Annotated in this window: 28 protein-coding genes; 16 read left to right on the forward strand and 12 right to left on the reverse strand. The window is 68.6% G+C overall.

Annotation, left to right across the window (positions count from 1 at the left end; translation table 11 throughout):
* Positions 1-63 precede the first annotated feature (63 nt).
* Positions 64-474, forward strand: a complete 411-nt coding sequence (locus NGM10_RS12240) for a DUF7344 domain-containing protein (RefSeq protein WP_253479164.1) — start codon at positions 64-66, stop codon at positions 472-474.
* 16 nt (positions 475-490) lie between these two features.
* Here NGM10_RS12240 and NGM10_RS12245 read toward each other — a convergent pair whose 3' ends face one another.
* Positions 491-997: a metal-dependent hydrolase gene (locus tag NGM10_RS12245; protein ID WP_253479166.1), complete on the reverse strand. Its 507-nt coding sequence runs from the start codon at positions 995-997 to the stop codon at positions 491-493.
* A 60-nt stretch (positions 998-1,057) separates the two neighbouring features.
* Here NGM10_RS12245 and NGM10_RS12250 point away from each other — a divergent pair, with 60 nt between their 5' ends.
* From NGM10_RS12250 to NGM10_RS12265, 4 genes are all read left to right on the forward strand, one after another.
* A complete protein-coding gene (locus NGM10_RS12250) occupies positions 1,058-1,744 on the forward strand; it encodes an SDR family oxidoreductase (RefSeq protein ID WP_253479168.1) in 687 nt (228 codons plus the stop codon).
* Positions 1,745-1,916: 172 nt separating this feature from the next.
* Entirely contained in the window at positions 1,917-2,747 is an 831-nt protein-coding gene (locus tag NGM10_RS12255) for a ZIP family metal transporter (RefSeq protein ID WP_253479170.1), read from the forward strand.
* A 619-nt stretch (positions 2,748-3,366) separates the two neighbouring features.
* On the forward strand, positions 3,367-4,380 hold the full coding sequence (locus NGM10_RS12260; protein ID WP_253479172.1) for an N-acetyltransferase DgcN family protein: 1,014 nt from the start codon (positions 3,367-3,369) through the stop codon (positions 4,378-4,380).
* Complete coding sequence (locus tag NGM10_RS12265; RefSeq protein ID WP_253479174.1) at positions 4,377-5,417, forward strand: dipeptide epimerase; 1,041 nt, start codon at positions 4,377-4,379, stop codon at positions 5,415-5,417. The genes NGM10_RS12260 and NGM10_RS12265 overlap by 4 nt, the downstream gene beginning before the upstream one ends.
* A 21-nt stretch (positions 5,418-5,438) precedes the next feature.
* Here NGM10_RS12265 and NGM10_RS12270 read toward each other — a convergent pair whose 3' ends face one another.
* The 6 genes from NGM10_RS12270 to NGM10_RS12295 all read right to left on the reverse strand — a co-directional run bounded on the left by NGM10_RS12270 (position 5,439) and on the right by NGM10_RS12295 (position 11,153).
* Positions 5,439-5,978 (reverse strand): HVO_A0114 family putative DNA-binding protein, encoded by a 540-nt coding sequence (locus NGM10_RS12270; RefSeq protein WP_253479176.1) that lies wholly within the window; start codon positions 5,976-5,978, stop codon positions 5,439-5,441.
* 3 nt (positions 5,979-5,981) lie between these two features.
* The gene (locus NGM10_RS12275) at positions 5,982-6,302 is read right to left on the reverse strand and encodes a toxin-antitoxin system TumE family protein (protein WP_253479179.1); all 321 of its coding nucleotides are present in this window, start codon (positions 6,300-6,302) and stop codon (positions 5,982-5,984) included.
* Positions 6,303-6,390: 88 nt separating this feature from the next.
* The gene (gene arcD, locus NGM10_RS12280; protein WP_253479181.1) at positions 6,391-7,845 is read right to left on the reverse strand and encodes an arginine/ornithine antiporter ArcD; all 1,455 of its coding nucleotides are present in this window, start codon (positions 7,843-7,845) and stop codon (positions 6,391-6,393) included.
* 117 nt (positions 7,846-7,962) lie between these two features.
* Positions 7,963-9,672 carry a threonyl-tRNA synthetase editing domain-containing protein gene (locus NGM10_RS12285; RefSeq protein ID WP_253479183.1) on the reverse strand — a complete coding sequence of 570 codons (1,710 nt, stop codon included), beginning with the start codon at positions 9,670-9,672 and terminating at the stop codon, positions 7,963-7,965.
* Between the two features lie 174 nt (positions 9,673-9,846).
* Entirely contained in the window at positions 9,847-10,320 is a 474-nt protein-coding gene (locus NGM10_RS12290) for a DUF5812 family protein (RefSeq protein WP_253479185.1), read from the reverse strand.
* Positions 10,321-10,628: 308 nt separating this feature from the next.
* Positions 10,629-11,153: a DUF8056 family protein gene (locus NGM10_RS12295; protein ID WP_253479187.1), complete on the reverse strand. Its 525-nt coding sequence runs from the start codon at positions 11,151-11,153 to the stop codon at positions 10,629-10,631.
* Positions 11,154-11,267: 114 nt separating this feature from the next.
* Here NGM10_RS12295 and NGM10_RS12300 point away from each other — a divergent pair, with 114 nt between their 5' ends.
* The 3 genes from NGM10_RS12300 to NGM10_RS12310 all read left to right on the forward strand — a co-directional run bounded on the left by NGM10_RS12300 (position 11,268) and on the right by NGM10_RS12310 (position 14,029).
* Complete coding sequence (locus NGM10_RS12300) at positions 11,268-12,560, forward strand: phosphoglucose isomerase-related protein (RefSeq protein ID WP_253479189.1); 1,293 nt, start codon at positions 11,268-11,270, stop codon at positions 12,558-12,560.
* A gap of 55 nt (positions 12,561-12,615) precedes the next feature.
* Positions 12,616-13,704: a CPBP family intramembrane glutamic endopeptidase gene (locus tag NGM10_RS12305; RefSeq protein WP_253479191.1), complete on the forward strand. Its 1,089-nt coding sequence runs from the start codon at positions 12,616-12,618 to the stop codon at positions 13,702-13,704.
* A 184-nt stretch (positions 13,705-13,888) separates the two neighbouring features.
* Positions 13,889-14,029, forward strand: coding sequence for a CopG family transcriptional regulator (locus NGM10_RS12310; RefSeq protein ID WP_253479193.1), 141 nt, complete (start codon positions 13,889-13,891; stop codon positions 14,027-14,029).
* A 75-nt stretch (positions 14,030-14,104) separates the two neighbouring features.
* On the opposite strand, the gene NGM10_RS12315 is transcribed toward NGM10_RS12310, so the two are convergent.
* On the reverse strand, positions 14,105-14,569 hold the full coding sequence (locus tag NGM10_RS12315; RefSeq protein ID WP_253479195.1) for an NOB1 family endonuclease: 465 nt from the start codon (positions 14,567-14,569) through the stop codon (positions 14,105-14,107).
* An 18-nt stretch (positions 14,570-14,587) separates the two neighbouring features.
* Positions 14,588-14,833: a PRC-barrel domain-containing protein gene (locus NGM10_RS12320; protein WP_253479197.1), complete on the reverse strand. Its 246-nt coding sequence runs from the start codon at positions 14,831-14,833 to the stop codon at positions 14,588-14,590.
* A gap of 197 nt (positions 14,834-15,030) precedes the next feature.
* On the opposite strand from NGM10_RS12320, the gene infB reads away from it, so the two are divergent.
* The 3 genes from infB (at position 15,031) to NGM10_RS12335 (ending at position 17,477) form a co-directional block, all read left to right on the forward strand.
* On the forward strand, positions 15,031-16,833 hold the full coding sequence (infB, locus tag NGM10_RS12325) for a translation initiation factor IF-2 (protein WP_253479198.1): 1,803 nt from the start codon (positions 15,031-15,033) through the stop codon (positions 16,831-16,833).
* A gap of 48 nt (positions 16,834-16,881) precedes the next feature.
* Positions 16,882-17,070 carry a DUF7987 family protein gene (locus NGM10_RS12330; RefSeq protein ID WP_253479200.1) on the forward strand — a complete coding sequence of 63 codons (189 nt, stop codon included), beginning with the start codon at positions 16,882-16,884 and terminating at the stop codon, positions 17,068-17,070.
* Positions 17,071-17,210: 140 nt separating this feature from the next.
* Complete coding sequence (locus tag NGM10_RS12335) at positions 17,211-17,477, forward strand: DUF8015 family protein (RefSeq protein ID WP_253479202.1); 267 nt, start codon at positions 17,211-17,213, stop codon at positions 17,475-17,477.
* 1 nt (position 17,478) lies between these two features.
* On the opposite strand, the gene NGM10_RS12340 is transcribed toward NGM10_RS12335, so the two are convergent.
* The 3 genes from NGM10_RS12340 to NGM10_RS12350 all read right to left on the reverse strand — a co-directional run bounded on the left by NGM10_RS12340 (position 17,479) and on the right by NGM10_RS12350 (position 19,296).
* Complete coding sequence (locus NGM10_RS12340; protein ID WP_253479204.1) at positions 17,479-17,871, reverse strand: DUF5811 family protein; 393 nt, start codon at positions 17,869-17,871, stop codon at positions 17,479-17,481.
* A gap of 166 nt (positions 17,872-18,037) precedes the next feature.
* Positions 18,038-18,511, reverse strand: a complete 474-nt coding sequence (locus NGM10_RS12345; RefSeq protein ID WP_253479206.1) for a pyruvoyl-dependent arginine decarboxylase — start codon at positions 18,509-18,511, stop codon at positions 18,038-18,040.
* Positions 18,512-18,708: 197 nt separating this feature from the next.
* A complete protein-coding gene (locus NGM10_RS12350) occupies positions 18,709-19,296 on the reverse strand; it encodes a DUF4397 domain-containing protein (RefSeq protein ID WP_253479208.1) in 588 nt (195 codons plus the stop codon).
* Positions 19,297-19,552: 256 nt separating this feature from the next.
* Between NGM10_RS12350 and NGM10_RS12355 the strand changes: the two genes are divergently transcribed.
* The 5 genes from NGM10_RS12355 (at position 19,553) to NGM10_RS12375 (ending at position 23,792) form a co-directional block, all read left to right on the forward strand.
* On the forward strand, positions 19,553-20,095 hold the full coding sequence (locus tag NGM10_RS12355) for an XTP/dITP diphosphatase (protein WP_253479210.1): 543 nt from the start codon (positions 19,553-19,555) through the stop codon (positions 20,093-20,095).
* Between the two features lie 53 nt (positions 20,096-20,148).
* Positions 20,149-20,724 carry a (d)CMP kinase gene (cmk, locus tag NGM10_RS12360; RefSeq protein ID WP_253479212.1) on the forward strand — a complete coding sequence of 192 codons (576 nt, stop codon included), beginning with the start codon at positions 20,149-20,151 and terminating at the stop codon, positions 20,722-20,724.
* Between the two features lies 1 nt (position 20,725).
* Entirely contained in the window at positions 20,726-21,595 is an 870-nt protein-coding gene (locus tag NGM10_RS12365; protein ID WP_253479214.1) for an RNA-guided pseudouridylation complex pseudouridine synthase subunit Cbf5, read from the forward strand.
* Positions 21,596-21,643: 48 nt separating this feature from the next.
* Positions 21,644-22,363 (forward strand): PaeR7I family type II restriction endonuclease, encoded by a 720-nt coding sequence (locus NGM10_RS12370; RefSeq protein WP_253479216.1) that lies wholly within the window; start codon positions 21,644-21,646, stop codon positions 22,361-22,363.
* A 64-nt stretch (positions 22,364-22,427) separates the two neighbouring features.
* Positions 22,428-23,792, forward strand: a complete 1,365-nt coding sequence (locus tag NGM10_RS12375; RefSeq protein ID WP_253479218.1) for an Eco57I restriction-modification methylase domain-containing protein — start codon at positions 22,428-22,430, stop codon at positions 23,790-23,792.
* The last annotated feature ends 35 nt before the right edge of the window (positions 23,793-23,827 follow it).

Genomic DNA, 23,827 nt, shown 5'->3' on the forward strand with positions numbered 1-23,827 from the left:
TCACCCGATTCCGGGGAATCTAACTAGGTTTATAATGTAGGTCTGAGTACCCTCCATCGGGTCATGAGTCAACAGTCGAACAATTTGGCCGGGGAACAGCCCGCGAACGCCCTGCCGAGGGAGGACCATGGCTCGCGCGCTCGCTCGCTCGACGCGATTTTCGAGCTGCTGGTGACCGAGCGCCGCCGGAACGCGCTGTACGTGCTGTATCGGTCGCCCGGGCCCCTGTCGGTCTCGGCGCTCGCCGAGGAGGTCGCCGCGCTCGAAGGGGCCGACCCCGAGCGCGTCGCCACCGCCCTCCACCACGTCCACCTGCCGAAGCTCGCCGACGCCGGGGTCGTCGAGTACGACGGCGACGCGGTACGGCTCGACGACCTCTCCGAGCGGTTCCGTCGCTACCTCGCCACCGCCGCCGAGGACGAGCAGCGACGACTCCGCGCGACCGGAGAGAGCGCGACCCTCTCGGAGTTCTAGTCGCGGTCCTCCCTTCTCACGCACCGCCGTTCGCGAACAGCATCGTCCCGAGGTACGCCGCGCTCGCGGTCGCGAACACGCCGAGCGCGAACAGCAGGGCGTTGGCCACGCGGTTGTCGGCCCGGCACACCGACAGCGTGTACCGCCGCCCCGACACCGGCCACAGCAGGGCCACGCCCATCGGGGTCAGCACGTCGGCCGCGAGATGCGAGAGGACCGCCAGCGCCGCGATTCCCGCGGCGAACGCCCGGATTTCGACGGGACCGACCGGCCGGACGCCGTGGCCGGTCGCGGTCGCGGCGGCCCACGCCGCGACCGCGACCAGCGCGACGAAGGGGAGGGTGTGGGTCGGTCCCCGGTGGGGGACGAACGGGAGCCGGGTATCGAGGTCGGGGAGCATCGACAGCCAGAGCGCGAGTGCGCCGCCAGCGAGCGCGGCAGTCGTCTGGCCGGTCGCGAGGAGCCACCCCCCGACCGGCGCGTACAGCGCGAGCGAGACACCGTAGTGGCCGGGTCGGAACATACCCTCCCGAAGCCACTCGATGCAGAAACCGGTTTGGGTCCGGAGCGCCACAGGTCGAGTATGGACGACTATACCGCGGTCGTGACCGGCGCGAGTCGGGGCATCGGCGAGGCGGTCGCCCGGCGGTTCGCCGCCGAGGGAGCGCGCGTCGTCGCCTGCGCGCGAGACACCGACGCCCTCGACGAGGCCGTCGCGAGCATCGACGGCGAGGTCGAGGCCGTCCGCGCCGACGTGCGCGACGAGTTCGACGTGGAGCGACTGATGGAGACGGCGGCCCGCGCGAGCGCGGGCGGCCTCGACGCGGTGGTCGCCTGCGCGGGCGTCTACCACGGCGACCCTGGGGAGACCCCCCTCCCCGGAGAGGCCTACTCGGCGTTCGACGACACCCTCCGGACCAACGTCCGGGGAGTGTTCGCGACGGTTCGGGAGGCCCTGCCCCACCTCGCCGACGACGCCCGGGTGCTGGTCCCCTCCGGCGGCGTGGCCCGCGAGGCCACGTCGGGCTACGGCTCCTACGCCGTCTCGAAGGCGGCGGCCGAGGCGGTGGTCCGGGGGTTCGCCGTCGACCTCGACCTGACGGTCGGCGTCGTCGACCCCGGAGTGGTCGCGACCGACCTGACCGGCGGGCGGGGCCGCGACCCCGCGGACGCCGCCGACCTGTGCTACTGGGCCGCGACCGACGCGCCCGCCGAGGCCCTCGACGGCGAGGTCGTCGGACTGGGTGACTACCGGAGCGCGACGGCCTGAGACCGACTCCCTCGGTCCCTCGACAAGAGTGGGCTCGCGGCGTTCGTGGCTCGTCTCGTCGCGGTCGGGCGTCGTGGCTCGTCTCGTCGCGGTCGGGCGTCGTGGCTCGTCTCGCTCGGCGGGGAATCCGCGACCGACGGGCTTATTAACCGTTCGTTCTCGATTAATAAGCATGCGACTCTCCCGACTCGGGCTTCTGGGTCTCCTCTCGCTGGCCGTCCTCACGCCCATCGCGTTGCGGGCGGGCACGACGAAGGTCGTCCTCATCGCGTGGGTGGCGTTCGCCGCGATGGCGGGCGCGGCCCTCCTCGGCGGTCGGACCGGCGCGTCGACCGACGCCGGGCGACTCGTCTGGGGATACGGCCTCGCGAGCGGCGCGATGATCACGAGCGCGGCGGTGTTCATCGTGCCCGACGCCATCGCTCACCACCCGAAGTACGGCGGGTTCGGCATCGCGTTCGGCGTGCTGGCGGGGTTCGGTGCGCACACCCTCGGCCACCGCGCGATGCACGCAGACCTCCCGTTCGACCACACCGCGGTCGAGCTCACCGCCCACTCGCTGTCGGCGGGAGCCATCATCGGCCTCGTCTACGGCAACATGCCCGACCTCGGTCTCCTGCTCGGTCTGGCCATCGTCTCCCACAAGGGCCCGGCGGGCTACGCGGCGGCCGACCGCCTCCGGCGGTCGGGCAAGCCGGTCTCGGTCATCCTGCTGCCCGCGGCGGGCGTGGGTCTGACCGCGATTCCCGCCGCACTCCTCGAACTCCCGTCCAGCGACCCGGTCAACGGCCTCGTGTTCGGGTTCGCGGCCGGGGTCTTCCTCCACGTCGCCATGGACTTCCTGCCGCGCTGCGAACTCGGCGGCGAGGTGTACGAGGTCGCGCAGGTGACCGACGACGCCCACTCACTGCTCGACCGCCTCCGGACGCAGGCGGTGGTGAGCACGGGACTGGGCGGTGCGGTCGTCTTCGCGGCGTGGTTCGTGTTGCAGGGCGGCGCGTAGCCCGGCGGTTCGGAAGCCGGGTTCGCCGCTGTTTTCGCGACCCTCCGCCAACCGCGAGTTCCGCGACCCTCCGCCGACCGCGAGTTTCGCGACCCTCCGCCAACCGCGAGTTCCGCGACCCTCCGCCGACCGCGAGTTTCGCGACCCTCCGCCAACTGCGGGACGCGCCGCGTTCGCGCTCGCACTGCGAGCGCGAACGCACGCGGGGAGGCACGGGGGCGCGGTGCGGTGCGGAGCGGTCGCGGTGCGGTGCGGAGCGGTCGCGGTGGCGGTTTCTCACAGGTACCGGGAGTAGCTAGCGTCTCCGAGCCGTCGGTAGCGCCCTGAGCCGTCGGTAGCGCCCTGAGCCGTCGGTAGCGCCCTGAGCCGCCGATAGTGTTTCTGAGCCGCCGATAGCGTCTTCGAGCCGTCGGTGTCCGTCCCTCGACCCGACGAACGAACCGCGTTTCTCGGTGAACGAACTACAAATCGGCCGAACCGCGGAACCGAACCACCCCCGAACACGACGAATCGCGAACACGACGGACCCCGAAATCCCCCCGAATCCCCGGTCACTCGGTCCGTACATGTCGTTACCGCCACACCGACCTTTAAGCCCTCCTGCCGCAACGCTTCACCCATGAGAGTCGCCGTACTCGCTCACGAGATGTTCCCCGACCGCGCGAAGACCGCGGTCGGCCTGTTGCGCTACTCCGACTACGAGGTCGAGGCCGTGCTGGACCGCGAGAACGCCGGGACGCAGGTCTCGGACTTCATCGCCGACGTACAGGACGCGCCCATCGTCGCGGGGATGGACGACGCCCCCGAGGTCGACGCCCTCATCATCGGCATCGCGCCCATCGGCGGCGGCTTCGACGAGTCGTGGCGGCCCGACGTGCGGACCGCGCTCGAACGCGGTTGCGACCTCGTCTCGGGGCTCCACTACTTCCTCGAAGACGACGAGGAGTTCGCCGACCTCGCGGCCGAGAACGACGCCGACATCTGGGACGTGCGCAGGCCCCACGACGACCTCACGGTCGCACAGGGCGTCGCCGACGAGGTGGACGCCGAGGTCGTGCTCACGGTCGGCACCGACTGCTCGGTCGGCAAGATGACCGCGACGTGCGAACTCCTCGAAGCCGCCGAAGACCGGGGCGTCGACGCCGGGTTCGTCCCGACCGGCCAGACCGGCATCATGATCGAGGGGTGGGGCAACCCCATCGACCGCGTGGTCAGCGACTTCACCGCGGGAGCCGTCGAGGAGATGATCGTCGAGAAGGGCGACGACCACGACTACCTGTTCGTGGAGGGTCAGGGCAGCATCGTCCACCCGGCCTACTCGGCGGTCACCTGCGGCATCCTCCACGGCGCGATGGCCGACAAACTGGTGCTGTGTCACGCCGCCGGTCGGGAGGCCATCCACGGCTACGAGGACACCGCCATCCCGCCGATTTCGACGTACGTCGACCTCTACGAGGACCTCGCTCGGCCGGTCCACGAGACCGAGGTCGTCGCGGGGGCGCTGAACACGCGGGCCGTCGACGACGACGCGGCGGCCCGCGACGCGGTCGAGGAGTTCGGCGGCCAGCTGGGCGGTCCCGCGACCGACCCGGTACGTTTCGACGCCGACGAGGTACTGGAGGCGATCCTGTGAGCCTCGGCGCCGAGTTCGAGCGGGTGTCGCTCCCGCTCGAAGACGCCTTCACCATCTCGCGGGCCACCCAAGAGGTCGCCGAGAACGTCGTCGTCCGGGTCTCGGACGACGAGGGGAACGTCGGCGTCGGCGGGGCCGCACCCTCCGCCCACTACGGCGAGACCGCCGACACCGTCGAGGCGGTCCTGCCCGACCTCCTCGACGCCGTCGAGGAGGTCGGCGACCCCCACCAGTTAGAGCGAATCGAGCGCCGGATGCGCGAGACCGTCGAGCGCAACGCCGCCGCCCGGTGTGCGGTCAGCATCGCGCTCCACGACTTGGTCTGCAAGCGCCTCGACGTTCCCCTCTACCGCTACTGGGGCCTCGACCCCACCGAGTCGGTCGAGACCTCCTACACCGTCGGCATCGACACCACCGAGACGATGCGCGAGAAGACAGAGCGCGCGGTCGAGGCCGGATACTCGACGCTGAAGGTCAAGGTCGGAACCGACCGCGACGAGGAGATAATCCGGACCGTCCGAGACGCCGCGCCCGACGCGACGATTCGCGTCGACGCGAATCAGGCGTGGACGCCCCGCGAGGCGGTCCGGAAGATAGCGGTGCTGGACGACTACGACATCGAGTTCGTCGAACAGCCGATTCCGGCCGAGGACCCTGAAGGACTCAAATTCGTCCGCGACCGGTCGGCCCTGCCCATCGCGGCCGACGAATCGTGTATCACCCTCGACGACATTCCCCGAATCGCCGACCGGGCCGACATCGCGAATCTGAAGCTGATGAAGTGCGGCGGCCTCCGGGAGGCGACCCGGATGGTCCACGCCGCCCGCGCCCACGGGCTGGAGGTCATGCTCGGTTGCATGATCGAGTCGAACGCCTCCATCGCGGCGGCGGCCCACCTCGCGCCACTGCTCGACTACGCCGACCTCGACGGCTCCTTACTGCTCGCGGAGGACCCCTACGCGGGCGTCCCGATGCCGAACGGGGAAATCGACCTCGCGTCGGTGGACCGGCCCGGTACCGGTGTGCGGGAGGAGTGAGGGCCGTCGGGCGGCCGACGGTCACACCTCCGAGTGTCGCCCCTCGGAGTTCTCCGTCTCGTCGGCGACAGCAGCGTCCTCTACCGGCACTTCGCGGGGCTCGTCTCGCCGAATGGGGACGGTGATTTCGAGTTCGTCGAACCGGACGACCGGACGCTTTGACCGACCCGATTCGACCAACTCCACGACTCCGAGAGCCTCTAACTCCCGCAGATTCCGATGCACCTCCTTGTGGTCGCGTCCGACGATTTCCTCGACCTGTCGCATGCTCTCGGGGTCCCGATTGGCGATGGCTCGAAGCAACTCCAGATTCGTCTCGCTCACGAGTCGAGCGAGGTCGGCTTCGTCCTCGAAGTTGAGGACGTGGCGCTCGTCGAGGTCCTCGCCGCGCTCGGCCGCCCGGACTCGCTCGCGGGCCTCCCGGTGGAGTTCGTCGGCGTCACCGACGCGAACCGAGAGCGTTCTGGTCGGCCCGTCCTCGGTGTCCGGGTCCGGGTCTGGGTCGGGGTCGCTGGGGTGCTGTTCGTCACGGGCGGCGTTCGGGTCGGTATCTGGACACATGGGTTATCGAACCTCCGAATCGCGGGTGGCAGGCCGGGTGTTACGGTAGTTCGTCACTTCTCGCTGAAACCGGGCGAGTAGGTCGAACATCCCGGGAAACTCGATTTCTTCGATTCCGTCGGCCGTGTGGCGCTCGCGGCCTTTCGTCGGCTCGTGAGCGTTGTCGAAGCGGACTATCAGGTCGCCTCCGAGAGACCCGAAGTGGAGCGAGTAGTCCCACCCGCTCGGATACTTCGGGTCGTCCGTCTTCCGGACGGTGACCGCTTCGACGAGGTCTCCGGGGTAGTAGTTCGTGTACTCTTCGACTTCCGTGTAGCCTGCCATCCGCACGAATTGGTTCCGTTCCCGTTCAAATAAGTTTGGTGGGTATAAACCCACCATGGACCGACCGACCACCAATAGAACGTCCGAGTCAGTCGTCGGCGGCCGCGACGACCCCGGATTCGGTACCGGCCCGCTTCTCGGTGATGCCCCACCCGGTTAGCCCCATCGCAAACAGGACGGCGGGCGAGAGGAACGCGAAGAAGTAGTAGGGCGCGTACTCCAGCGTCGCGACGCCGAACACGCCGGACATGTACACCGCTCCGGCGTGCCACGGGATGAGCGCGCCGGTCGGGGTGCCAGCGGCCTCGACCGCCCGCGAGAGGTTCTCGCTGTCGAGTCCGTACTCGTCGTAGAGGTTCCGAAGCGACATCCCCGGAACCACGATGGACATGTACTGCTGGGCCGACAGCGCGTTGACGGCGAACGCGCCCACGCCGGTGCTGACGACGAGCCCCGACCGGCTCCGGATGCCGCTGGCGAGGTGGTGGGCCAGCACCGCGAGGATGCCCGTGCCTTCGAGCAGGCCGCCCAGTGCCAGCGCCGCGACCACGACCGCGATGGTCCACGCCGACCCTTCGAGGCCGCCCGCGGCCAGCAGGTCGTTGACCAGTCCCATTCCCGTCTCGGGTTGGGTGCCGCTCAGGAAGACCTCCCAACCGGCGACGAACGACCGGCCCTGCAGGAGGACGGTCGTGAACACGCCAGCGAACACCCCCGCGACCAGCGACGGGAGCGCCGGATAGCCGTACAGCGCGAGGCCGAAGGTCGCGACCAGCGGCAGGAAGACGAGCACCGAGAGGTCGTAGGTCCCCGCGAGCGCCGACTGTATCTCGCCGACCTGTCCGGCGGGAATCGCGCCCCCGGCCCGGAGGCCGAGCGCGGCGTAGAGCGCCAGCGAGACGCCGAGCGCGAGCAGGGTGCCCCACCGCATCGCCCGGATGTGGTCGTAGAGGTCGGTGTTGGTGACCGCGGCCGCGAGGTTGGTGGTGTCCGACAGCGGCGACTGCTTGTCACCGGCGTACGCGCCCGACAGGATGGCCCCGGCGGTCATCGGTTCGGGGATGCCGAGTCCCGACCCGATGCCGACGAACGCCACGCCGAGCGTCCCGGCGGTGGTCCACGACGACCCGATGGAGAAGGCGACGGCGGCCGCGAGCGCGGCCGTCACGGGCAGGAACACCTCGGGCGTGAGCACCGACAGGCCGTAGTACATCAGCCCCGGAATCGTCCCGGCGCTGACCCACGTCGCGATGAGCGCGTAGATGGTGAACAGGATGAGAAGCGCCTGCAAGCCCATCAGCAGGCCCTTGGCGAGCCCGTCGTAGACGTCGTCCCACGACAGCCCCATCCAGTACTTCGCGACCAGTCCGGTCAGCACGATACTCCAGAGGAGCGGGGCGTGGGGCGCGAGCTTGAGGTACCCCGACCCGATTCCCAGGAAGACGACGACGCCGAGCACGGGCACGAGCGCCTGCGCGAGCGACGGTCGTCGCTCCGGTGAGAGCTCCTCGTACGTCTGCGGTTCGAAGTTCAGCGAAGGCATTCGCCCCGAGGTAATGCACACGAGTATTAAAATTCGCTGTTCTTATTCGCATAAGGAATATTGAACGTGACTCCTGTTACTGTGGAACACGCCAGCATCGACCACCCGATTCCGGAACTATCGACTCGCGAACCCCGGGCGCTCGCCGACCCGCTTCGGGAGGTAGCGGGGCGGGTTCGGCAGGTCGCCCACGTCTTCGAGGACCGCCTCGCGAAGTTGCTCGACCGTGAGTTCGCGCTCGGCGTTCTCGCCCCGGACGGAGACCGCGAGCGCGGTCTCCTCGCCGTCCTCCGCCCCGCCGCGCTCGACCTCGCGGTCGCCGACGACCGCGTAGTAGGGGACCCGGTCGGTCTCGGCGCTCGCGAGTCGCTCGCCGACCGTCCGGTCGCGGTCGTCAACGTCGACCCGGATTCGGGCCGCTTCGAGGCCCTCGGCGAGGGCGTCGCAGTACGCGGCGTGACGCCCGTCGACCGGGACGAACCGGACCTGCGTCGGCGCGAGCCACGTCGGCAGGCGCGACGGAGCCGATTGCCCCGCCGCGGGCGCGCCGGTCGCGACCAGCGCGTCGACCGCGCGCTCGTTCACCGGCGAACCGCGGACGACGGCCGACGGCGTTCCCTCGCCGCCGGTCCGGTCGTCGGGTTCCGCCGCGGCGGTCCGGTCGTCGAGTTCCACCTTCGCGGTCCCGACCGGTCGCCCGCCCGCGTCGAGGGCGGCGAACTCGACCGCGACCGACGGCCGCCCCGGGCGCTCGGGACGGAGTTCGAGCAGGGCGGGCGCGCCGAGGTCCTCGACCAGCGACGCGACCCACGATGTCTCGGCGTCGTGGAACTCCAGGGTCGCTCGGACCACGGGGAGCCGTTCGAGACCGAGGTCCTCGCCCGCCCGCACGGCGAGTCGAGCCTGCGCGCGGAACTCCTCGCGAGCTTCGTCGGCGTCGCGGGTCGCGGCGCGTATCGTCCCGAACCCCCCAGCGGCGTCCGTCTCGTACAGTCGCACCCGACCCCCGCGCTCGCGGGCGTCGGCGACGCCCGCGAGCGCGAGACCGTCGTTCCCGAACGGGTCGGCGTCGCCCGGCGTCTCGACCGGCGTCGCACCGTACTCGACCGCGAGGTCACGGGCGTACGCCGCGAGCGCGTCCCGAACCAGCGTCTCGCGGGGGGACCTCCGGGACGCCTCGGTCGCGCTCGGCGCGTCGTCCTCCGTCTCGGTTCTCTGCTCGGTCCTCTGTGCGGTTCTCTGCTCGGTCCTCTGTGCGGTTCTCTGCTCGGCTCCCATCTCGGCCTCGACGAGCGCGCGCACCTCGTCGCTCACGCGGTCGTCGTCGGCCGCTCCGGGGAGGTCGCCGACCTCGCCGCCGGGAAAGACCAGTCGCCACTCGCTCGGGTCGCGCTCGGCGGGGCGCTCGGCCGTGACGCGCCGGGAGAACGCCGAGAACGGGTGGCCCTTGTCTCGCACTTCGAACGCCGTGTGCCAGCCGACGGGCGCGCGCAGGACCTCGTACTCGCCGTCCAGCGCGGCGGCGAGGTCCCGGAGGGCTGTCGCCGCGGTCTCGGAGTCGGCGGGGTCGTCGCTCAGATGGGCGGAGGGATAGAGGACCACCTCCCGGGCGTTGAGTCGGTCGGTCGCGTCCCGGACCGCCTCGGCGGCGTTCGCGACGACCGCACCGAGGTCGGCGCGGTCCTCGCCCTCGACGGTGACGAACGCGACCACGCAGTCCTCCGTCCGGCCCTCCGCGGGGGCGTCCTCGGTCTCGGCGAGTTCCTCGTCGGCCGCCGTGGTCGCCTCGAACGCCAAGTAATCGGCGTGGACGAACACCAGTCTCATGCCCGGAACGACCCGCTCGGAGGTGAAAAGGATGCCGAGGTTTCGAGAGGGAAGTTCGGAGGTGTACGTAGCTGAGTACCCGAACCACGTCGGGCGGGACTGAAAGGGGCCGGGGGCTTTCTGGCGGTTCACGGTGACGAAGACAGCACTGCTGAAAACGAAGACACTCCTGATTCAAGGCATGTACCGGACGCTCACGACGCCGTCCTCCGCCCGGACCTCCACCCGGGAGACGCCGAGGCGGGCCGCCCGCGAGAGGGTCCCCTCGTCGTCGAGCACGTCGGCGACCGCGTCCTCGGTGTCCCCGGGCGGCACCGTGAGGACGTGGATTTCGCCGGTCCCGGCGCGCTCGGTCCGGGCGACCTCGCCGACCGGTCGGTCGGCGGCCATCTCCCGCTCCTGCTGGGTGGGCGGTTCCTCGCTGCGCTCGGTCGTGAGTTCGCGTCGCTCCTCGACCTCGACCACCGACCACGTTACGTTCATCGGCGGGTCGGGCGCGACGGTCGCCTCGACCGCGTCGTGCTCCTCGACGCCGGGGTTCGACGAGAGGGTGTGGACCTGCCCGTGTCGCACGTCCTTCAGGACCGCGGAGTCCTCGTCGGCGTGGGTGACGAGGAACGTGCTCGTCTTCTCGGCTTCGTCGGTCATGGGCGGAGGTAGGGAATCGCGGCTTTTCCCGGTTGCGCTTGGAGGTGATGGAGCTGTGACTTCAGTCGTTGGAGAAGGAACTGCGCAGTGTCAGAAAGCCCCCGCCCGGTCGCTACGAGAGGGTGCAGATGCGAGTGTGAACGCCCAGAAAGCCCCCGCCCGCTCGCTACGAGAGAGTGCAGATGCGAGTGTGAACGCCCAGAAAGCCCCCGCCCGGTCGCGGGCCGAAGGCCCGCGACCGGGCGGCCCCTTTCAGTCCCACCCCACGGTGGTCTGTCGGGGAGTGCCGTCACGCCCGGAAAACCCACCTACGGCGCGAACCGGTGGACGGCCCACATCGCCGCGGCCGCCAGCAGGGGCGGCGCGACCGCGTAGGTCGCCGGGAGCGCGTAGAGGAACTCCACGACCGGCGCGAGTGCGGCGGGCGGCGCGTCGCGGGCGTCCGGCGGCGCGGAGATTACCAGCGAGAGGTACAGCGACCCGACGAACAGGTAGCCCGTCGAGGCGAGCAGGAAGTCGGTCCGGGCGCTCGCCTCGCCCCGGCGGTGGCGGCGCGCGGCCGAGAGCACGGGCGCGACCAGTCCGACGACCAGCAGGGCGGCCCCGACCAGCAGGAACGCCCGCGAGAAGGTCGCGAACTCCGACCCGCCCAGCGTGTTGAACACCCAGACCGGGAGCGCGAGCAGGAGGAAGACGACCAGCAGGGCTCCGACGAGGCCGCTGACCACGACGTACGACCGCAGGAGCCGCGAGTCGCTCTCGGCGAACGCTCGTCGGAACGACCCCGCGAGGACGCTCCGGGAGCCGTCGGTGTCGCTCGTCGCGGTGCTCATCGGTCGAGGGTTGGACCGGGCCGGTGATAAGGCGTGCGACTTCCCGGAGCGCGGACCGAGCGCCTCGGACCGCGAGAGACAAGGGTTTAGTCGCCCGACCTCGCGAATCGAGACATGCGAGTAGACATCGGCAACGCGCTCTCGGAAGTCGCCGACCCCGGCATCTCCCGCGGGGACCTCGACGACCTCGACGACCGAGTCGCCGACGCCCACGAGCGCATCGAGCGGGGACGCGCCGACGACGAGCACGGCTACGCCGCGCTGGACCTCCCCGAGACCGCCGACCCCGACGCCATCCGGTCGGCGGTCGAACCCTTCGCCGACGCCGAGGCGGTCCTGACCGTCGGCATCGGCGGGTCGGCGCTCGGCGCGGCCACCGTCGCGAACGCCCTGCCCGCCGAGACTTCTGCCTACTTCCTCGACAACGTCGACCCCGAACACGTCGCCCGACTGCTCGACTCCCTCCCGCTGGAATCGACCGCGGTCAACGTGGTCTCGCGGTCGGGCACCACCGCCGAGACGCTGGCGAACTTCCTCGCGGTCCGGGAGGCGATGGCCGACGCCGGGGTCGACTGGACCGACCGAACCTTCGTCACCACGGGCGAGGAGGGCAACCTCCGGCGGCTCGCCGAGAAGCACGACCTGCCCGCGCTCGACGTGCCCGCTGGCGTGCCGGGGCGGTTCTCGGCGCTCTCGACCGTCGGGCTGGCGTGCGCCGCGATTCAGGGACGCGACCTCGACGCCATCCTCCGGGGCGCGAGCGACGAGGCCGACCGCCTCGCTGGCTCGCTCTACGAGTCGCCCGCCTACGCCTACGGCGCGGTCAGCTACGCCCTCGAAGAGCGCGGAGCGACCGTGAACGCGATGATGCCCTACGCCGAGTCGCTGGAGACGTTCGCGGAGTGGTTCGCCCAGCTGTGGGCCGAGAGCCTCGGCAAGGACGGCCGCGGCCAGACCCCCGCCCGCGCGCTCGGGGCGACCGACCAGCACTCCCAGCTCCAGCTCTATCGGGCCGGGCCCCGCGACAAGCTGGTGACCCTCCTCCGACCCGAGTCGCGGGCCGACCGCGCGATTCCGGAGACCGACCTCGACGGGCTCGCGTATCTGGGCGGCTCCTCGCTGGGCGACCTGCTCGACGCTGAGTTCGAGGCCACCGAGGCCAGCCTCGCGGCGGCCGGACGACCCAACGTCCGGGTCGAGATCGACCGCGTCGACGAGCGGAGCCTCGGCGAACTCCTCTACGGCATGGAGGCCGCCTGCGTCCTGTACGGCGAACTCGCGGAAATCGAGACGTTCACCCAGCCCGCGGTCGAGTGGGGAAAGCGGGCGGCTCGCGGCCTTCTGGGCGGGGGGGACTTCGAGGAGGCCGACGCCGTGGCCGAGAAGACCGAACTGACCGTCGAGTGAATCCTCGACGGGCGCAAACACAGGGACTTTAGCCCGTGCGCCCCTTCGTCGGGACATGGAAGACCGTTCGCTCGCGACCGCCGGGGTCGTGCTCGCTGGTATCGCGTTCGCCGCGGCCGCACTCCCGTGGGAAGCCACGGGCGTCGGCCCGGTCGAGAACGTCGCTCTCGGGGTCCTCGGTGCGGCCGCGTTCGGTGCGTTCTCACTGCGCCGACACGGACTGCTCGCTCGCGCGCCCGGCGCGCTGGCGGCGGGCGCGGCGAGCCTCGCGGTCGTCGGCTACATCGGCCTCTCGGCGGTCGGCGTCCTCCCGGGGCCGCGGTCGCCGTTGGCCGCGACGCTGGCGTTCGTCGGCGGCTTCGGCGGCGTCATCGCGGCGTACGGCGACGGGAGGGGCCTCCCGGACCGCGCCGGGGAGATGGCCCGGGCGTTCGGTCGGAGCCTCGCCATCGGGTTCGCCGGGCTGTTCGCCATCGCGGTCTGGTCGAACGTCGCGGTCGTGGCGGTCGCACCGTTCGTCTCCGGCGAGATCACCCAGCTCCACACGCTCGCCATCGGCGCGGTCGCGCTCGGTCTCGGCACCGGCACGGTCGCGCTGGTGTACTTCCGGCTGACCGACACCGACCTCTCGTACCTCGACTTCCGGCTCCCGACGCTCCGGGACTGGGGATACGTCGCGGTCGGGGTCGTCGCACTGTTCGGCCTCCAGTTGGTGCTCGGACTCCTGTTCCAGCAGCTGGGGGTCGACACGGCGAGCCACAGCATCGAGCAGGCCGCCCGCGGGGGCGACCCCACCATCCTGCTGTGGCTCATCCCCGTGTCGTGGCTGATAATCGGGCCGGGCGAGGAACTGCTCTACCGTAACATCATCCAGAAGTCGCTGTACGACCACTTCTCGGAGCGGGGCGCGGTCGTCGTCGCCAGCGTCGTGTTCGCGCTCGTCCACATCCCGGCGTACTACACCCCCGACCTCGCGGCGATGGCGGTGACGCTCGTCGTCATCCTCGGCCTGTCGCTGATACTCGGCGCGACCTACCTCAAGACCGACAACGTCACCGTCCCGGCCATCGTTCACGGCACCTTCGACGCGATAATCTTCGGCGCGCTGTACGTCCAGATCACCGGCGGCGTCCCCGGGGCGTAGCCGGGCCCCGGCGGGGCGCGTCCCCCGGGCGTCTCGGTCGCGTCGGCCGGGCGTCCCGGTCGCGTCCACCGGGCGTCTCGGTCGCGTCCACCGTACGTCCCGGTCGCGTCCGCCGGGCGTCCGTCCCGCGTCTGCTTTTCGTCTGACGAAACTTTAATAACCGCGACCACATCCGGAAAAAGCGATGGAGCGTCGCTACTCGGTCACCTGCGACCGTGACCTCGCCAAGCGAATCGACGCGCTGGCTCACGACTACGACCTGACGACTCAGGAAGTGCTCCAGCAACTCATCGTGCTCGGGCTCGAAGAAATCGACGACGAGTGAGTCCGAGTCGCCGACTCGGACTCACTCGTCGTCGGTCGGGAATCCGTGATGTCGACCGGGAATCCCCGTCGTCGGTCAGGGGTTCGAGGGGTTCTTGCGCGAGAGTTCGCTGCCGCAGATGGGACACCGGTCTTTGTTCTCGTCGAACTCGCGGCCACAGCCCTGACACTGGAACAGCCAGTCGCGCTGCTCGGAGATGCCCTCCTTGGCGATGACCTCGACGGTCACGTCCATGTGTTCGGCGACGTTCTGCATGGCGTAGTCGTCGGTGACGAGCGTGGCGTCGAGTTCGAAGGCGGCGGCCACGAGTCGAACGTCGGTGATCGAGAGCGTCTCGAAGTCGCCGGTCTCCTTCGCAGCGCGGCGGACCCGCTCGACCGCGCCGTCCTGCGGGATGTGGATGTGCATCCCCGAGCCCTCCATCGCGTCGTAGCGATAGGCGCTCTCGTCTTCGAGTTCCTCGCGGACCATCGGGATGGTCGCGGTGTCCTCGTCGGTGTGGTACTCGTCGATGAAGGCGGAGGCGTCAAGAACGTACATTTACCCTAGAAGAGACGTTTAGCGTTGGACGACGATGTAGTCTTTTACCGCCTGCACTCGCGTGACCGGCACCTGGAATCGGCCCTGCTCGTCGGAGCCGAACGCCACCGACCCGGGGTCGAGCTGCTCGTCGGGTTCGACGAGCAGGTCGGCGAGTTCGCCGGTCTTCAGGTCCATCGTGATGTTGTACAGCATCCCGAGTTCGGTTCCGTCGGACCCCATGACGGCCTTCCCCGAGAGGTTTTCGGCGAGGATTTCGGACATACGCGGGCTTACTAAGTGCATCTACATAAAGTGTTTGGGGAAGCGGTCCCGGCGACGGGGACGTTCCAGACGCGGGGTGAGCGTCGGGACGACGCGAGGGACCGTGCGGTCGCTCGGACCGCGCGCGTGGCGATGGAGTTAAATGCCGCGCGCAGTACCTCTACAGTAAGAAACCTTTTCCCCCGGGTGGTAGCCTTATGTCTGACACAGATGCGCGCGAGAACGCGCAAGGACTCCGAACGCCTATCGTCGCGGTACTGGGCCACGTCGACCACGGCAAGACCAGTTTGCTCGACAAGATTCGCGGCTCGACCGTCATCGAGGGCGAGGCGGGCGCGATTACCCAGCACATCGGCGCGACCGCCATCCCGCTGGACGTGGTCTCGAAGGTCGCGGGTCGGCTCGTCGACCCCGAGGACTTCGACCTGCCCGGCCTGCTGTTCATCGACACGCCGGGCCACCACTCCTTTACGACCCTGCGGTCGCGCGGCGGCGCGCTGGCCGACATCGCCATCCTCGTGGTCGACGTCAACGACGGCTTCCAGCCCCAGACGCTCGAAGCCATCAACATCCTCAAGCAGTCCCAGACGCCGTTCGTGGTCGCCGCGAACAAGATAGACACCGTCCCGGGGTGGAACCCCAACGAGGACGCGCCGGTCCAGCAGACCAAGGAGGCCCAGAGCGACCGCGTGCAGGCCGACCTCGACGAGGCGCTCTACGAGATAATCGGCGAACTCAGCGACGAGGGCTTCTCGGCCGACATGTACTGGCGCGTCCAGGACTTCCGCGGGAACATCGGCGTCGTGCCGGTCAGCGCCGAGACCGGCGAGGGCGTCCCGGACCTCCTCACCGTGCTGATGGGACTCGCCCAGCGCTACCTCAAGGAGGACATGGCCATCGACGTGACGGGTCCCGGCGCGGGCACCGTCCTCGAAGTCAAAGAGGAGAAGGGCTTCGGGACCACCCTCGACGTGGTGCTGTACGACGGCACGGTCCGGGAGGACGAGACCATCGTGGTCGGCGGCAAGAACGAACCCATCGTGACCGACGTGCGCGCCCTGCTCAAGCCCCGACCGCTCGCGGAGATTCGGACCGAGGACCGCTTCGAGAACGTCGAGGAAATATCGGCCGCCGCCGGGGTCAAGATCGCCGCGCCCGGCCTCGACGACGCGATGGCGGGCGCGCCGGTCCGGGTGGTCCGGGACCGCGACATCGAGGAGGTCATCGAGGAGGTCGAGGCCGAACTCTCCGAAATCGAGGTCCCGACCCAGGAGCAGGGCGTGGTCGTGAAGGCCGACACCCTCGGGAGTCTGGAGGCCATCGCGAACGCGCTCGGAGAGGCAGAAATCCCCATCATGCGTGCGGAGGTCGGTGACGTGGCACCGCGGGACGTGAGCGTCGCCTCCACCGCCGAGGAGGGCAAGCACAAGACCATCCTCGCGTTCAACGTGGACGTGCTGGCCGACGCCGAGCGCGAGGTCGAGGACTCGGACGTGAAGCTGTTCGAGAGCGACGTCATCTATCGGCTCATCGAGGAGTACGAGGAGTACGTCGAGGAACTCGAACGCGCCCAGCAGGAGACGGTGCTGGAGAACATCACCCGGCCCGCGCGGTTCAACATCCTGCCCGACCACACCTTCCGGCAGAACGACCCCGCGGTCGTCGGCGTCGAAATCCTCTCGGGCACCATCCGGAAGAACAGCCACGTCGTGAAGTTCGAGGGCAACAAGCCCACCCGCGTCGGCGAACTCAAAGGGATACAGGACCAAGGCGAGGACGTAGACGAGGCCCGCAGCGGCGACCGGGTCAGCGTCGCCATCGACGGCCCGACGGTCGGCAGACAGATCGAGGAGGGCGACGAGCTCTGGATAGAGATTCCCGAGAAGCACGCCAAGATACTGGAGCAGGAGCTCGCCGACGACATCCCGGGCGACGAACTCGAATCGCTCCAGATGTACCTCGACAAACAGCGCAAGCGCGACCCCTTCTGGGGCAAGTAGGACCGCCGGACCCGGTATCTTCTTGGGGACCCGGCGTCGAACGGGGGTATGGTCTCCCGCCAGAACAAGGTCGTGGTCGGGTTCGCGCTCGCCGCGCTCGCGCTGAGCCTCGGCGGGTCCGCGTTCACGGACCTCTCTTCGGAGGCCCTGCTGGGGATTCTCCTGCTCGGTGGCGTCGTCGCGCCCGTCATCGTGAACGACCTGCTCGACGACAGGGACGCCACGCGAGACGAGTGACGTACGGCGAGCGACGACATCCCGTCTGCCGGAGCGACGACCGGAGGCAGTCCGAACGCCCGACCGCCTCCGAATCGGCTACCACTCACCAATAATTTTTAGTCGGAATCGAACAAAGGGTGCTACTGGAGGGTGATTTCATGATGGGTCGCGTTCGACCACGCAGTGGTATCGCCGTCTTCGCTGGCGTATCGTACTACGACCTCGTCCTGCTCCTCGTGCCGCTTCCGCTGGTACTCGGTCTGCTGGCGGACAGATTCCTCGCCGTCTCGCGGATGGGACTCGTCGCGGGCGCACTGCTGTCTGCGCTCGTCGTGGCCCACGTCCTGTTCCGGCGGCCGCCGACCCGGGGCGGTCGGAACGGTCCGGACGGCCCGCGCGGCCCGGCGAACGGACCCTCGGCGTGAGCTATCGAGCGGTCGGGGTGATGTCGTCGCCCATCGCCTGCTTGACCTGCAGGGCGGCGCTCGCGGCGAGACCCCGGGCGACCTCGCTCTCCTCGTGGGAGACGAGGTCGTCGCCGTCGAAGTCGTCGATGTCGGGTTGGAACCCGGCGCTGACCGGGTGGCCGACCGGCGGTTGGACCGCGACCTGCGCCCGGGGGCCGTCGGAGTCGTCGGCGACCTGCGAGCCGACGACGTACTCGTCCGGGAGGAAGTCGCGGGTCCGCGCCGCGATGGCCGCCACGCTGTCGCGCAACGACTCCTTCTGCTCGGGGGAGAGTTCGGGGACGTCGGCGTTCGCGCGGTGGCCCGCTTCGGTCACGCCGGGGGTACCCGCGTAGGGGGTGTTGCCGTTCATCTGACGCCCATGGTTTCGGGCCCGAGGTTATAAAACCTCTCGCCTCCGGAAACCCTCAGAGGGTCGTGCGTAACTTTTCTCGGCACGTCTTCGACGGTCTGGCGTCTCGGGAGTCCAGAACACGCGTCGATGACGGCATGGCGGAGAAGAATTACGCACGACCCTATCAGCAGATGGGTTCGCTCTCGCCGTAGACCGCCAGCACGACCGCCGTGGCGTAGGTCCCGGGCTCGGCCTCGGCGGTCGCGGTCTCGATTCGCTCGTCGGTGAACGTCCACTCGCGGAGGTCTCGGCCCGCTTCGAGTCCGGCCGCGACGCGCGCTCGCACGTCGTCGGGGTCGGACTCGTCCGCGGCCTCGTAGAACAGGCCCGGTCCCGGTCCGGTGGTCCACCCGAGTCCCGCGGTGACGCTCCCGGGCCCGGCCGTGGTCGCGCGCGCCTCGACGACCGTGAGACGCTCGCCTGCGGGACCGAGGTCGGGCGCGGTCCCGACCGCCTCGACCGCGGCGTCGGCGGGGACGACCGACGAGACGGCCACGAGGTTGTAGTTGTGGACGTTCGCCTCCGCGAGGGCGGCGTCGTACGAGGACATCTCCGTGGGGCCGGTGGCGGTCCCCCACACGACCCGGATGCTGCTCATGTCCGATGGGAGTGGGCGAGTCGGGTAAGGGGTTGCGATTTCGCGATTCCGAGCGGGTGGATTCGTCTCGCGGAGACGAATCCACCCGCGTCCAGATGAATCCACTCGCGTCCGAGAAATCGCGCGAATCCACTCGCGTCCAAAAAATCGCGCGACGGCCGCCTCCGGGTCTCGGTCGTCGGCCGTCGCTCTCGGTGCTACTCGTGGGGTTCGTCGGCCTCTACCTGTAGCCTGAACGGCGGGTCCCCCGCGACGGTCCCCACCGCGAACGCCGAGTAGGTCGTCGCGGGCGCGACCGCGATGTCCTCGAAGACCGCCACGCGGTCGCCGCTCTCGGACACCCGGACTTCGAGGTCGTAGCTCCCCGGCTGCACCGACACGTAGTCGGTGGCCTCACCGAACTCGACGCCCTCGAACAGGACCGGACCGTCACAGACGGCCACGTCGACCGCTGGCGCGTCGGGTGCGAAGTGAACCGCCCGGACCCGCGAGACGTTGTCCTCCAAGACCGCGGCCTCTATCTGGTCGAGCGTGCCGATAGCGGCGACGGTGTAGAACCTCGCCGCGCTGACGGCGGCGCTCGCTTCGAGGACCGCCGCGCCTCGGCCCTCGCCCGCGGGTGCCACCGCGAACGTGTACTCGCCGGGGTCGAGTTCGAGATAGCCGCTGACCGTGCCGAACTCGACGCCCTCCAGAACCGCCTTGTCGTTCACGAACACGTCCACCGCCGGTGCGTCGGGTGACGCGTGGGCGACACGAACGTAGGCGTGTTGGTCGTCTGCCACCACCGAGCCGGTGGCGCTCCCCCCGACGAGTGCCGCGGAACCGGCGATGCCGAGTGCTTTCAGTACTGTTCGACGGGATTGGTCTCCTCTCATGTTCCCCCCGACTATCACTTCGGAGAGGAGTAAGGTAACCTCGGTGCCTAACTAGCTAGTGTCGGAGTCTCTGCCCGGCCACGCTGGCGTCTGGGACCATCGACGCCCACCCTCTCGAACATCAACGCCTATTTCCTCGCGCTCGCGAAGGGACCATCAAGGGATGACCATCCGATTCGTGACGAGCAACGACGGGAAGGTCCGCGAGGCCCGCGAGTACCTCGCCGAGGACGTCGAGCAGATAAACTACGACTACACCGAGATACAGAGCGACGACCTCGCGGAGATCGCGCTCGCTGGCGCGGCGGAGGCCTTCGAGGAGACCGGCGGCGACGACCCCGTCATCGTCGACGATTCGGGGCTGTTCGTGGACTCGCTCGGGGGCTTTCCCGGTCCCTACTCCTCGTACGTCGAGGACACCGTGGGCGTCGAACGCGTCTGGAACGTGGTAGAGAACGAGGAGAACCGCCGGGCGCGGTTCCGGTGCGTCGTCGCCTACTACGACGGCGAGACCGCAGAGACGTTCGACGGCGCGGTGCCGGGCCGCATCGTCGCGCCCCGGGGAGAGGGCGGGTTCGGCTACGACCCCATCTTCGAACACGAGGGCGAGACGCTGGCCGAGATGTCCACCGAGCGCAAGAACGCCATCTCCCACCGCGGGCGGGCGCTGGCGAAGTTCGCCGACTGGCTGGCCCAGCGGGACTGACCCGGCCCGCGGAAGTTCAAAACCTCTTTTATACACCCGCCCGGAGTTGGAGTATGTTGATAACCGTCTCCGGACCGCCGGGTAGCGGCAAGAGCACGACCGCCTCCGAACTGGCGGAGACGCTGGGTCTCGAACACATCAGCGGCGGCGACATCTTCCGCGAGCTGGCCGACGAGCGGGGCTACTCCGCGCTGGAGTTCAACAAGCTCGCCGAGGAGAACGACCAGATAGACCGCGACCTCGACCGCAGACTCCGCGACATCGCCGCCGAGCGCGACGATGTGGTGCTCGAATCCCGGCTCGCGGGGTGGCTCGCGGGCGACCACGCCGACTTCCGGGTGTGGCTCGACGCCCCCCTCGACGTGCGGGCCGAGCGGATCGCCGACCGCGAGGACAAGTCGGCCGAGGACGCCCGCGAGGAGACGGCGGCACGGCAGGGGAGCGAGGCCGACCGATACGCGGAGTACTACGGCATCGACGTGACCGACCTCACCATCTACGACCTCTCGGTCAACACCGCGCGGTGGGACGCAGACGCGGTGCTCGACATGCTCGTGACCGCGGTCGAGGTCTACGACCCCGACCGCGACGAGGGCAAGTATCCGGTCGAGGCCGACTACGACTTCTGACATGCTTCGGGCACCCCCCGAGGAGCGGTCGCCCGCCGAACTCCTCGAATTCGGCGTCGTGAACCTCGACAAACCGCCCGGTCCCTCGGCTCATCAGGTCGCCGGGTGGGTGCGAGACGCCGCCGAGGTCGAGCAGGCCGCCCACGCCGGAACCCTCGACCCGAAGGTCACGGGGTGTCTGCCCGTCCTCACCGGGGCCGCGACCCGGCTCTCGCAGGTGTTCCTAGAGGGAGCCAAGGAGTACGTCGCGGTGCTGGAACTCCACGACGACCCGCCCGCCGACCTCGACGCCATCGCCGCGGAGTTCGAAGGGCCGCTCTACCAGAAGCCCCCGCGAAAGAGCGCGGTGGCCCGACGGTTGCGGGTCCGAGAGATACACGACCTCGACGTGCTGGAGGTCCAAGACCGGCAGGCGCTCCTCCGAATCCGGTGCGAGAGCGGCACCTACATCCGGAAGCTCTGTCACGACCTCGGCCTCGCGCTCGGGACGGGCGCGCACATGGGCGACCTCCGCCGGACCGCGACCGACCCCTTCGAGGACTCGACGCTGGTGACGATGGAGGACCTCACCGACGCGCTGGCGCGGTGGCGCGAGGACGGCGAGGACGACCGGCTCCGCGAGGTCGTCGCCCCCGCCGAGCGCGCGCTGACCCACCTGCCGGAGGTCACCGTCGCCCCGAGCGCGGCCGAGCAGGTCGCGCAGGGCGCGCAGGTGTACGCGCCGGGCGTCATCGAGGCCGACGACGCCGGGGAGGGCCAACTGGTCGCGTGCTTCACGCCCGACGGGTCGGCGGTGTGTCTCGGGCGGATGGCCGGGGACCCCGACGCCGAGGAGGGCGTCGTGGTGGAGTTAGAACGGGTGTTGGTGTGAAACGTCGGAATCGGCACACATACAGGATTCGAGTCGACAGCGGAAACTGTGATAGATAACCTGGAACCCGAACTCTCAGATGCGGTACAGTGGTACTGGGAAACTCGGTCGGGACAAGGCAAAAACCAACGCGAATCCGAAAACAGTACCCGAGGGCGTCGAGCCGAGGTTCTCGGCGGGACCCAGATGGACGGCTTCGCCGGACTTGTCGAGGACTTGTTGGTCGACGCTGGAGTACCACGCGAGTCCGTAAAGCACGATTACTACGGGACGCTCCCGGGCTACTATCGACACGAGAAAGAGTGGGATACGGCCGTCGTTCACGACGACGAACTCCTCGCCGTCGTCGAATACAAGTCTCAAGCCAGTAGCTTCGGAAACAATCTGAACAACCGAGCCGAGGAAGCAATCGGGAACAACACCGACCTGTTACAGGCGTACGAAGACGGCGTGTTCGAACCGAGTCCTGCACCTTGGATCGGATATCTCATGCTCATGGCCGACAACGAGAAGTCACGGAACGTTCCGACCCTTCGAGAGCCAAACTTCCCCGTCGACGATGCGTTTCAGAATGCGACGTACGTCGACCGGATGGAACTGCTCTGTCTACGAATGGTACGTCAACGTCTCGTGAACAGCGCGGCGTTCGTCCTCAGCGACGAGGAACGCGGGATGGAGGGTGAGTACTGGCAGCCGAACGAAGAACTGGAGTTCCGGAGGTTCGCACGGTCGCTTACATCGTACGTCCGTGGGCACATCGAACTGTAGGGAGCGGGACACACGCCCACTGGCAATACGCAATTTAAAGTATTCGAGGGCGATACTCAGGGCTGTGAAAGGACACGTCCCGACTCCGGCCGATCTCGCCGAGAAGATGGTCCGTCGGCTGTTCCGCGATGGCCCACCGGAGTCCGGCGATACGATACTGTATCCGGGTTGTGGGACCGGGCCGTTCCCGGCGGCGGTCGAGCGAATCTGTGACGCGAACGGGTGGGCGTACCCGGACGGACTGGGGGTCGAAACGAATCCGGAACATCTCGTAGATGCCCGCGACCGGGGACTGACCCACGTCGAGTTTCGGAAGCGAGACTTCTTGGCCGACGATATGCTCGACGTGGAGGAATTCGATTACATCGTCGGGAACCCTCCGTACGTTCCAATCGAGGGTCTCAGCGAGGAGGAGAAACGGCGATACAAGGCGAGGTTCAGTACTGCTGTCGAGCGATTCGACCTCTATCTCCTATTTTTCGAACGGGCGTTGGAACTGCTTGCCCCGGGCGGAATCCTGTCGTTCGTCACACCCGAGAAATTCGAATACGTGCAGACTGCCGGACCGTTGAGGCGGTTACTGACCCAGAACGGCGTACACGTCGAGGAGATAGAACACATCGCCGAGGACGCGTTTACCGGACTGGTCACCTTTCCCTGCATCACGACCGTTCGGAACGACGACCGTCGCACAGAAACGGACGTCGTCCTTCGAGACGGGTCGGTTCACAGTACGACGTTACCGACGAACGGGGACAGTTGGGCCCCGAGTATACGCAACGCGGATTTCGGCGACATGGAAACCGGAGCGACGCTGGACGACGCGAGCGTCCGAATCTCGCCGGGGATAGCGACAGGTGCGGATTCGGTGTTCGTGATGAAGCGGGAGGCTGTCCCGGACGGACTCGACTCGAGGTGGGTTCGCAGGACGGTTTCGGGGCGGCAGTTGCGCGAGAACGACGGTCCGTACACCGACACAGTGTTCGTCTGTCCGTATCGCGACGACGGGTCGCTCCCCGACGAAGACGAACTCGGCACGTTCGGAGATTGGGCCGAGAACCATCGCGACCGATTGGAGGACCGGTCGTGCGTAGAGAACGGAAAGCGATGGTACGCGTGGCACGAGCGGCCACCGATGCAGGACATTCTACAACCGAAAATCGTGTTCAAAGACATCGCGAAAGAACCCGCGTTCTGGCCGGAAACCCACGGTGACGTGGTACCGAAACACTCGGTGTACTATCTGGTGCCGAACGACGGCGTTCCGCTCGAGGAACTCCTGGAGTATCTCAACAGTCCGAAGGCGCAAATGTGGATGAAAGCCAACTGTCAGAAGGCGGCGAACGGTTTCTACAGACTTCAGAGCCGTGTCCTCCGGGATTTGCCCGTTCCCAAGAAGTGGGCCGAAACGTATCAGGCGACGCTTTGAAACACGGAACGACGAACGCCACTTCGCCGCCAAAC

The sequence above is a fragment of the Halorussus salilacus genome (assembly GCF_024138125.1).
In the GTDB taxonomy this organism is placed as follows: Archaea; Halobacteriota; Halobacteria; order Halobacteriales; family Haladaptataceae; genus Halorussus; species Halorussus salilacus.

Coding starts and splice junctions, on each gene's coding strand:
- NGM10_RS12240 (WP_253479164.1), top strand. CDS start 64: ATGAGTCAACAGTCGAACAATTTGGCCGGGGAACAGCCCGCGAACGCC.
- NGM10_RS12245 (WP_253479166.1), bottom strand. CDS start 997: ATGTTCCGACCCGGCCACTACGGTGTCTCGCTCGCGCTGTACGCGCCG.
- NGM10_RS12250 (WP_253479168.1), top strand. CDS start 1,058: ATGGACGACTATACCGCGGTCGTGACCGGCGCGAGTCGGGGCATCGGC.
- NGM10_RS12255 (WP_253479170.1), top strand. CDS start 1,917: ATGCGACTCTCCCGACTCGGGCTTCTGGGTCTCCTCTCGCTGGCCGTC.
- NGM10_RS12260 (WP_253479172.1), top strand. CDS start 3,367: ATGAGAGTCGCCGTACTCGCTCACGAGATGTTCCCCGACCGCGCGAAG.
- NGM10_RS12270 (WP_253479176.1), bottom strand. CDS start 5,978: ATGTGTCCAGATACCGACCCGAACGCCGCCCGTGACGAACAGCACCCC.
- NGM10_RS12275 (WP_253479179.1), bottom strand. CDS start 6,302: ATGGCAGGCTACACGGAAGTCGAAGAGTACACGAACTACTACCCCGGA.
- arcD (WP_253479181.1), bottom strand. CDS start 7,845: ATGCCTTCGCTGAACTTCGAACCGCAGACGTACGAGGAGCTCTCACCG.
- NGM10_RS12285 (WP_253479183.1), bottom strand. CDS start 9,672: ATGAGACTGGTGTTCGTCCACGCCGATTACTTGGCGTTCGAGGCGACC.
- NGM10_RS12290 (WP_253479185.1), bottom strand. CDS start 10,320: ATGACCGACGAAGCCGAGAAGACGAGCACGTTCCTCGTCACCCACGCC.
- NGM10_RS12295 (WP_253479187.1), bottom strand. CDS start 11,153: ATGAGCACCGCGACGAGCGACACCGACGGCTCCCGGAGCGTCCTCGCG.
- NGM10_RS12300 (WP_253479189.1), top strand. CDS start 11,268: ATGCGAGTAGACATCGGCAACGCGCTCTCGGAAGTCGCCGACCCCGGC.
- NGM10_RS12305 (WP_253479191.1), top strand. CDS start 12,616: ATGGAAGACCGTTCGCTCGCGACCGCCGGGGTCGTGCTCGCTGGTATC.
- NGM10_RS12310 (WP_253479193.1), top strand. CDS start 13,889: ATGGAGCGTCGCTACTCGGTCACCTGCGACCGTGACCTCGCCAAGCGA.
- NGM10_RS12315 (WP_253479195.1), bottom strand. CDS start 14,569: ATGTACGTTCTTGACGCCTCCGCCTTCATCGACGAGTACCACACCGAC.
- NGM10_RS12320 (WP_253479197.1), bottom strand. CDS start 14,833: ATGTCCGAAATCCTCGCCGAAAACCTCTCGGGGAAGGCCGTCATGGGG.
- infB (WP_253479198.1), top strand. CDS start 15,031: ATGTCTGACACAGATGCGCGCGAGAACGCGCAAGGACTCCGAACGCCT.
- NGM10_RS12330 (WP_253479200.1), top strand. CDS start 16,882: ATGGTCTCCCGCCAGAACAAGGTCGTGGTCGGGTTCGCGCTCGCCGCG.
- NGM10_RS12335 (WP_253479202.1), top strand. CDS start 17,211: ATGATGGGTCGCGTTCGACCACGCAGTGGTATCGCCGTCTTCGCTGGC.
- NGM10_RS12340 (WP_253479204.1), bottom strand. CDS start 17,871: ATGAACGGCAACACCCCCTACGCGGGTACCCCCGGCGTGACCGAAGCG.
- NGM10_RS12345 (WP_253479206.1), bottom strand. CDS start 18,511: ATGAGCAGCATCCGGGTCGTGTGGGGGACCGCCACCGGCCCCACGGAG.
- NGM10_RS12355 (WP_253479210.1), top strand. CDS start 19,553: ATGACCATCCGATTCGTGACGAGCAACGACGGGAAGGTCCGCGAGGCC.
- cmk (WP_253479212.1), top strand. CDS start 20,149: ATGTTGATAACCGTCTCCGGACCGCCGGGTAGCGGCAAGAGCACGACC.
- NGM10_RS12365 (WP_253479214.1), top strand. CDS start 20,726: ATGCTTCGGGCACCCCCCGAGGAGCGGTCGCCCGCCGAACTCCTCGAA.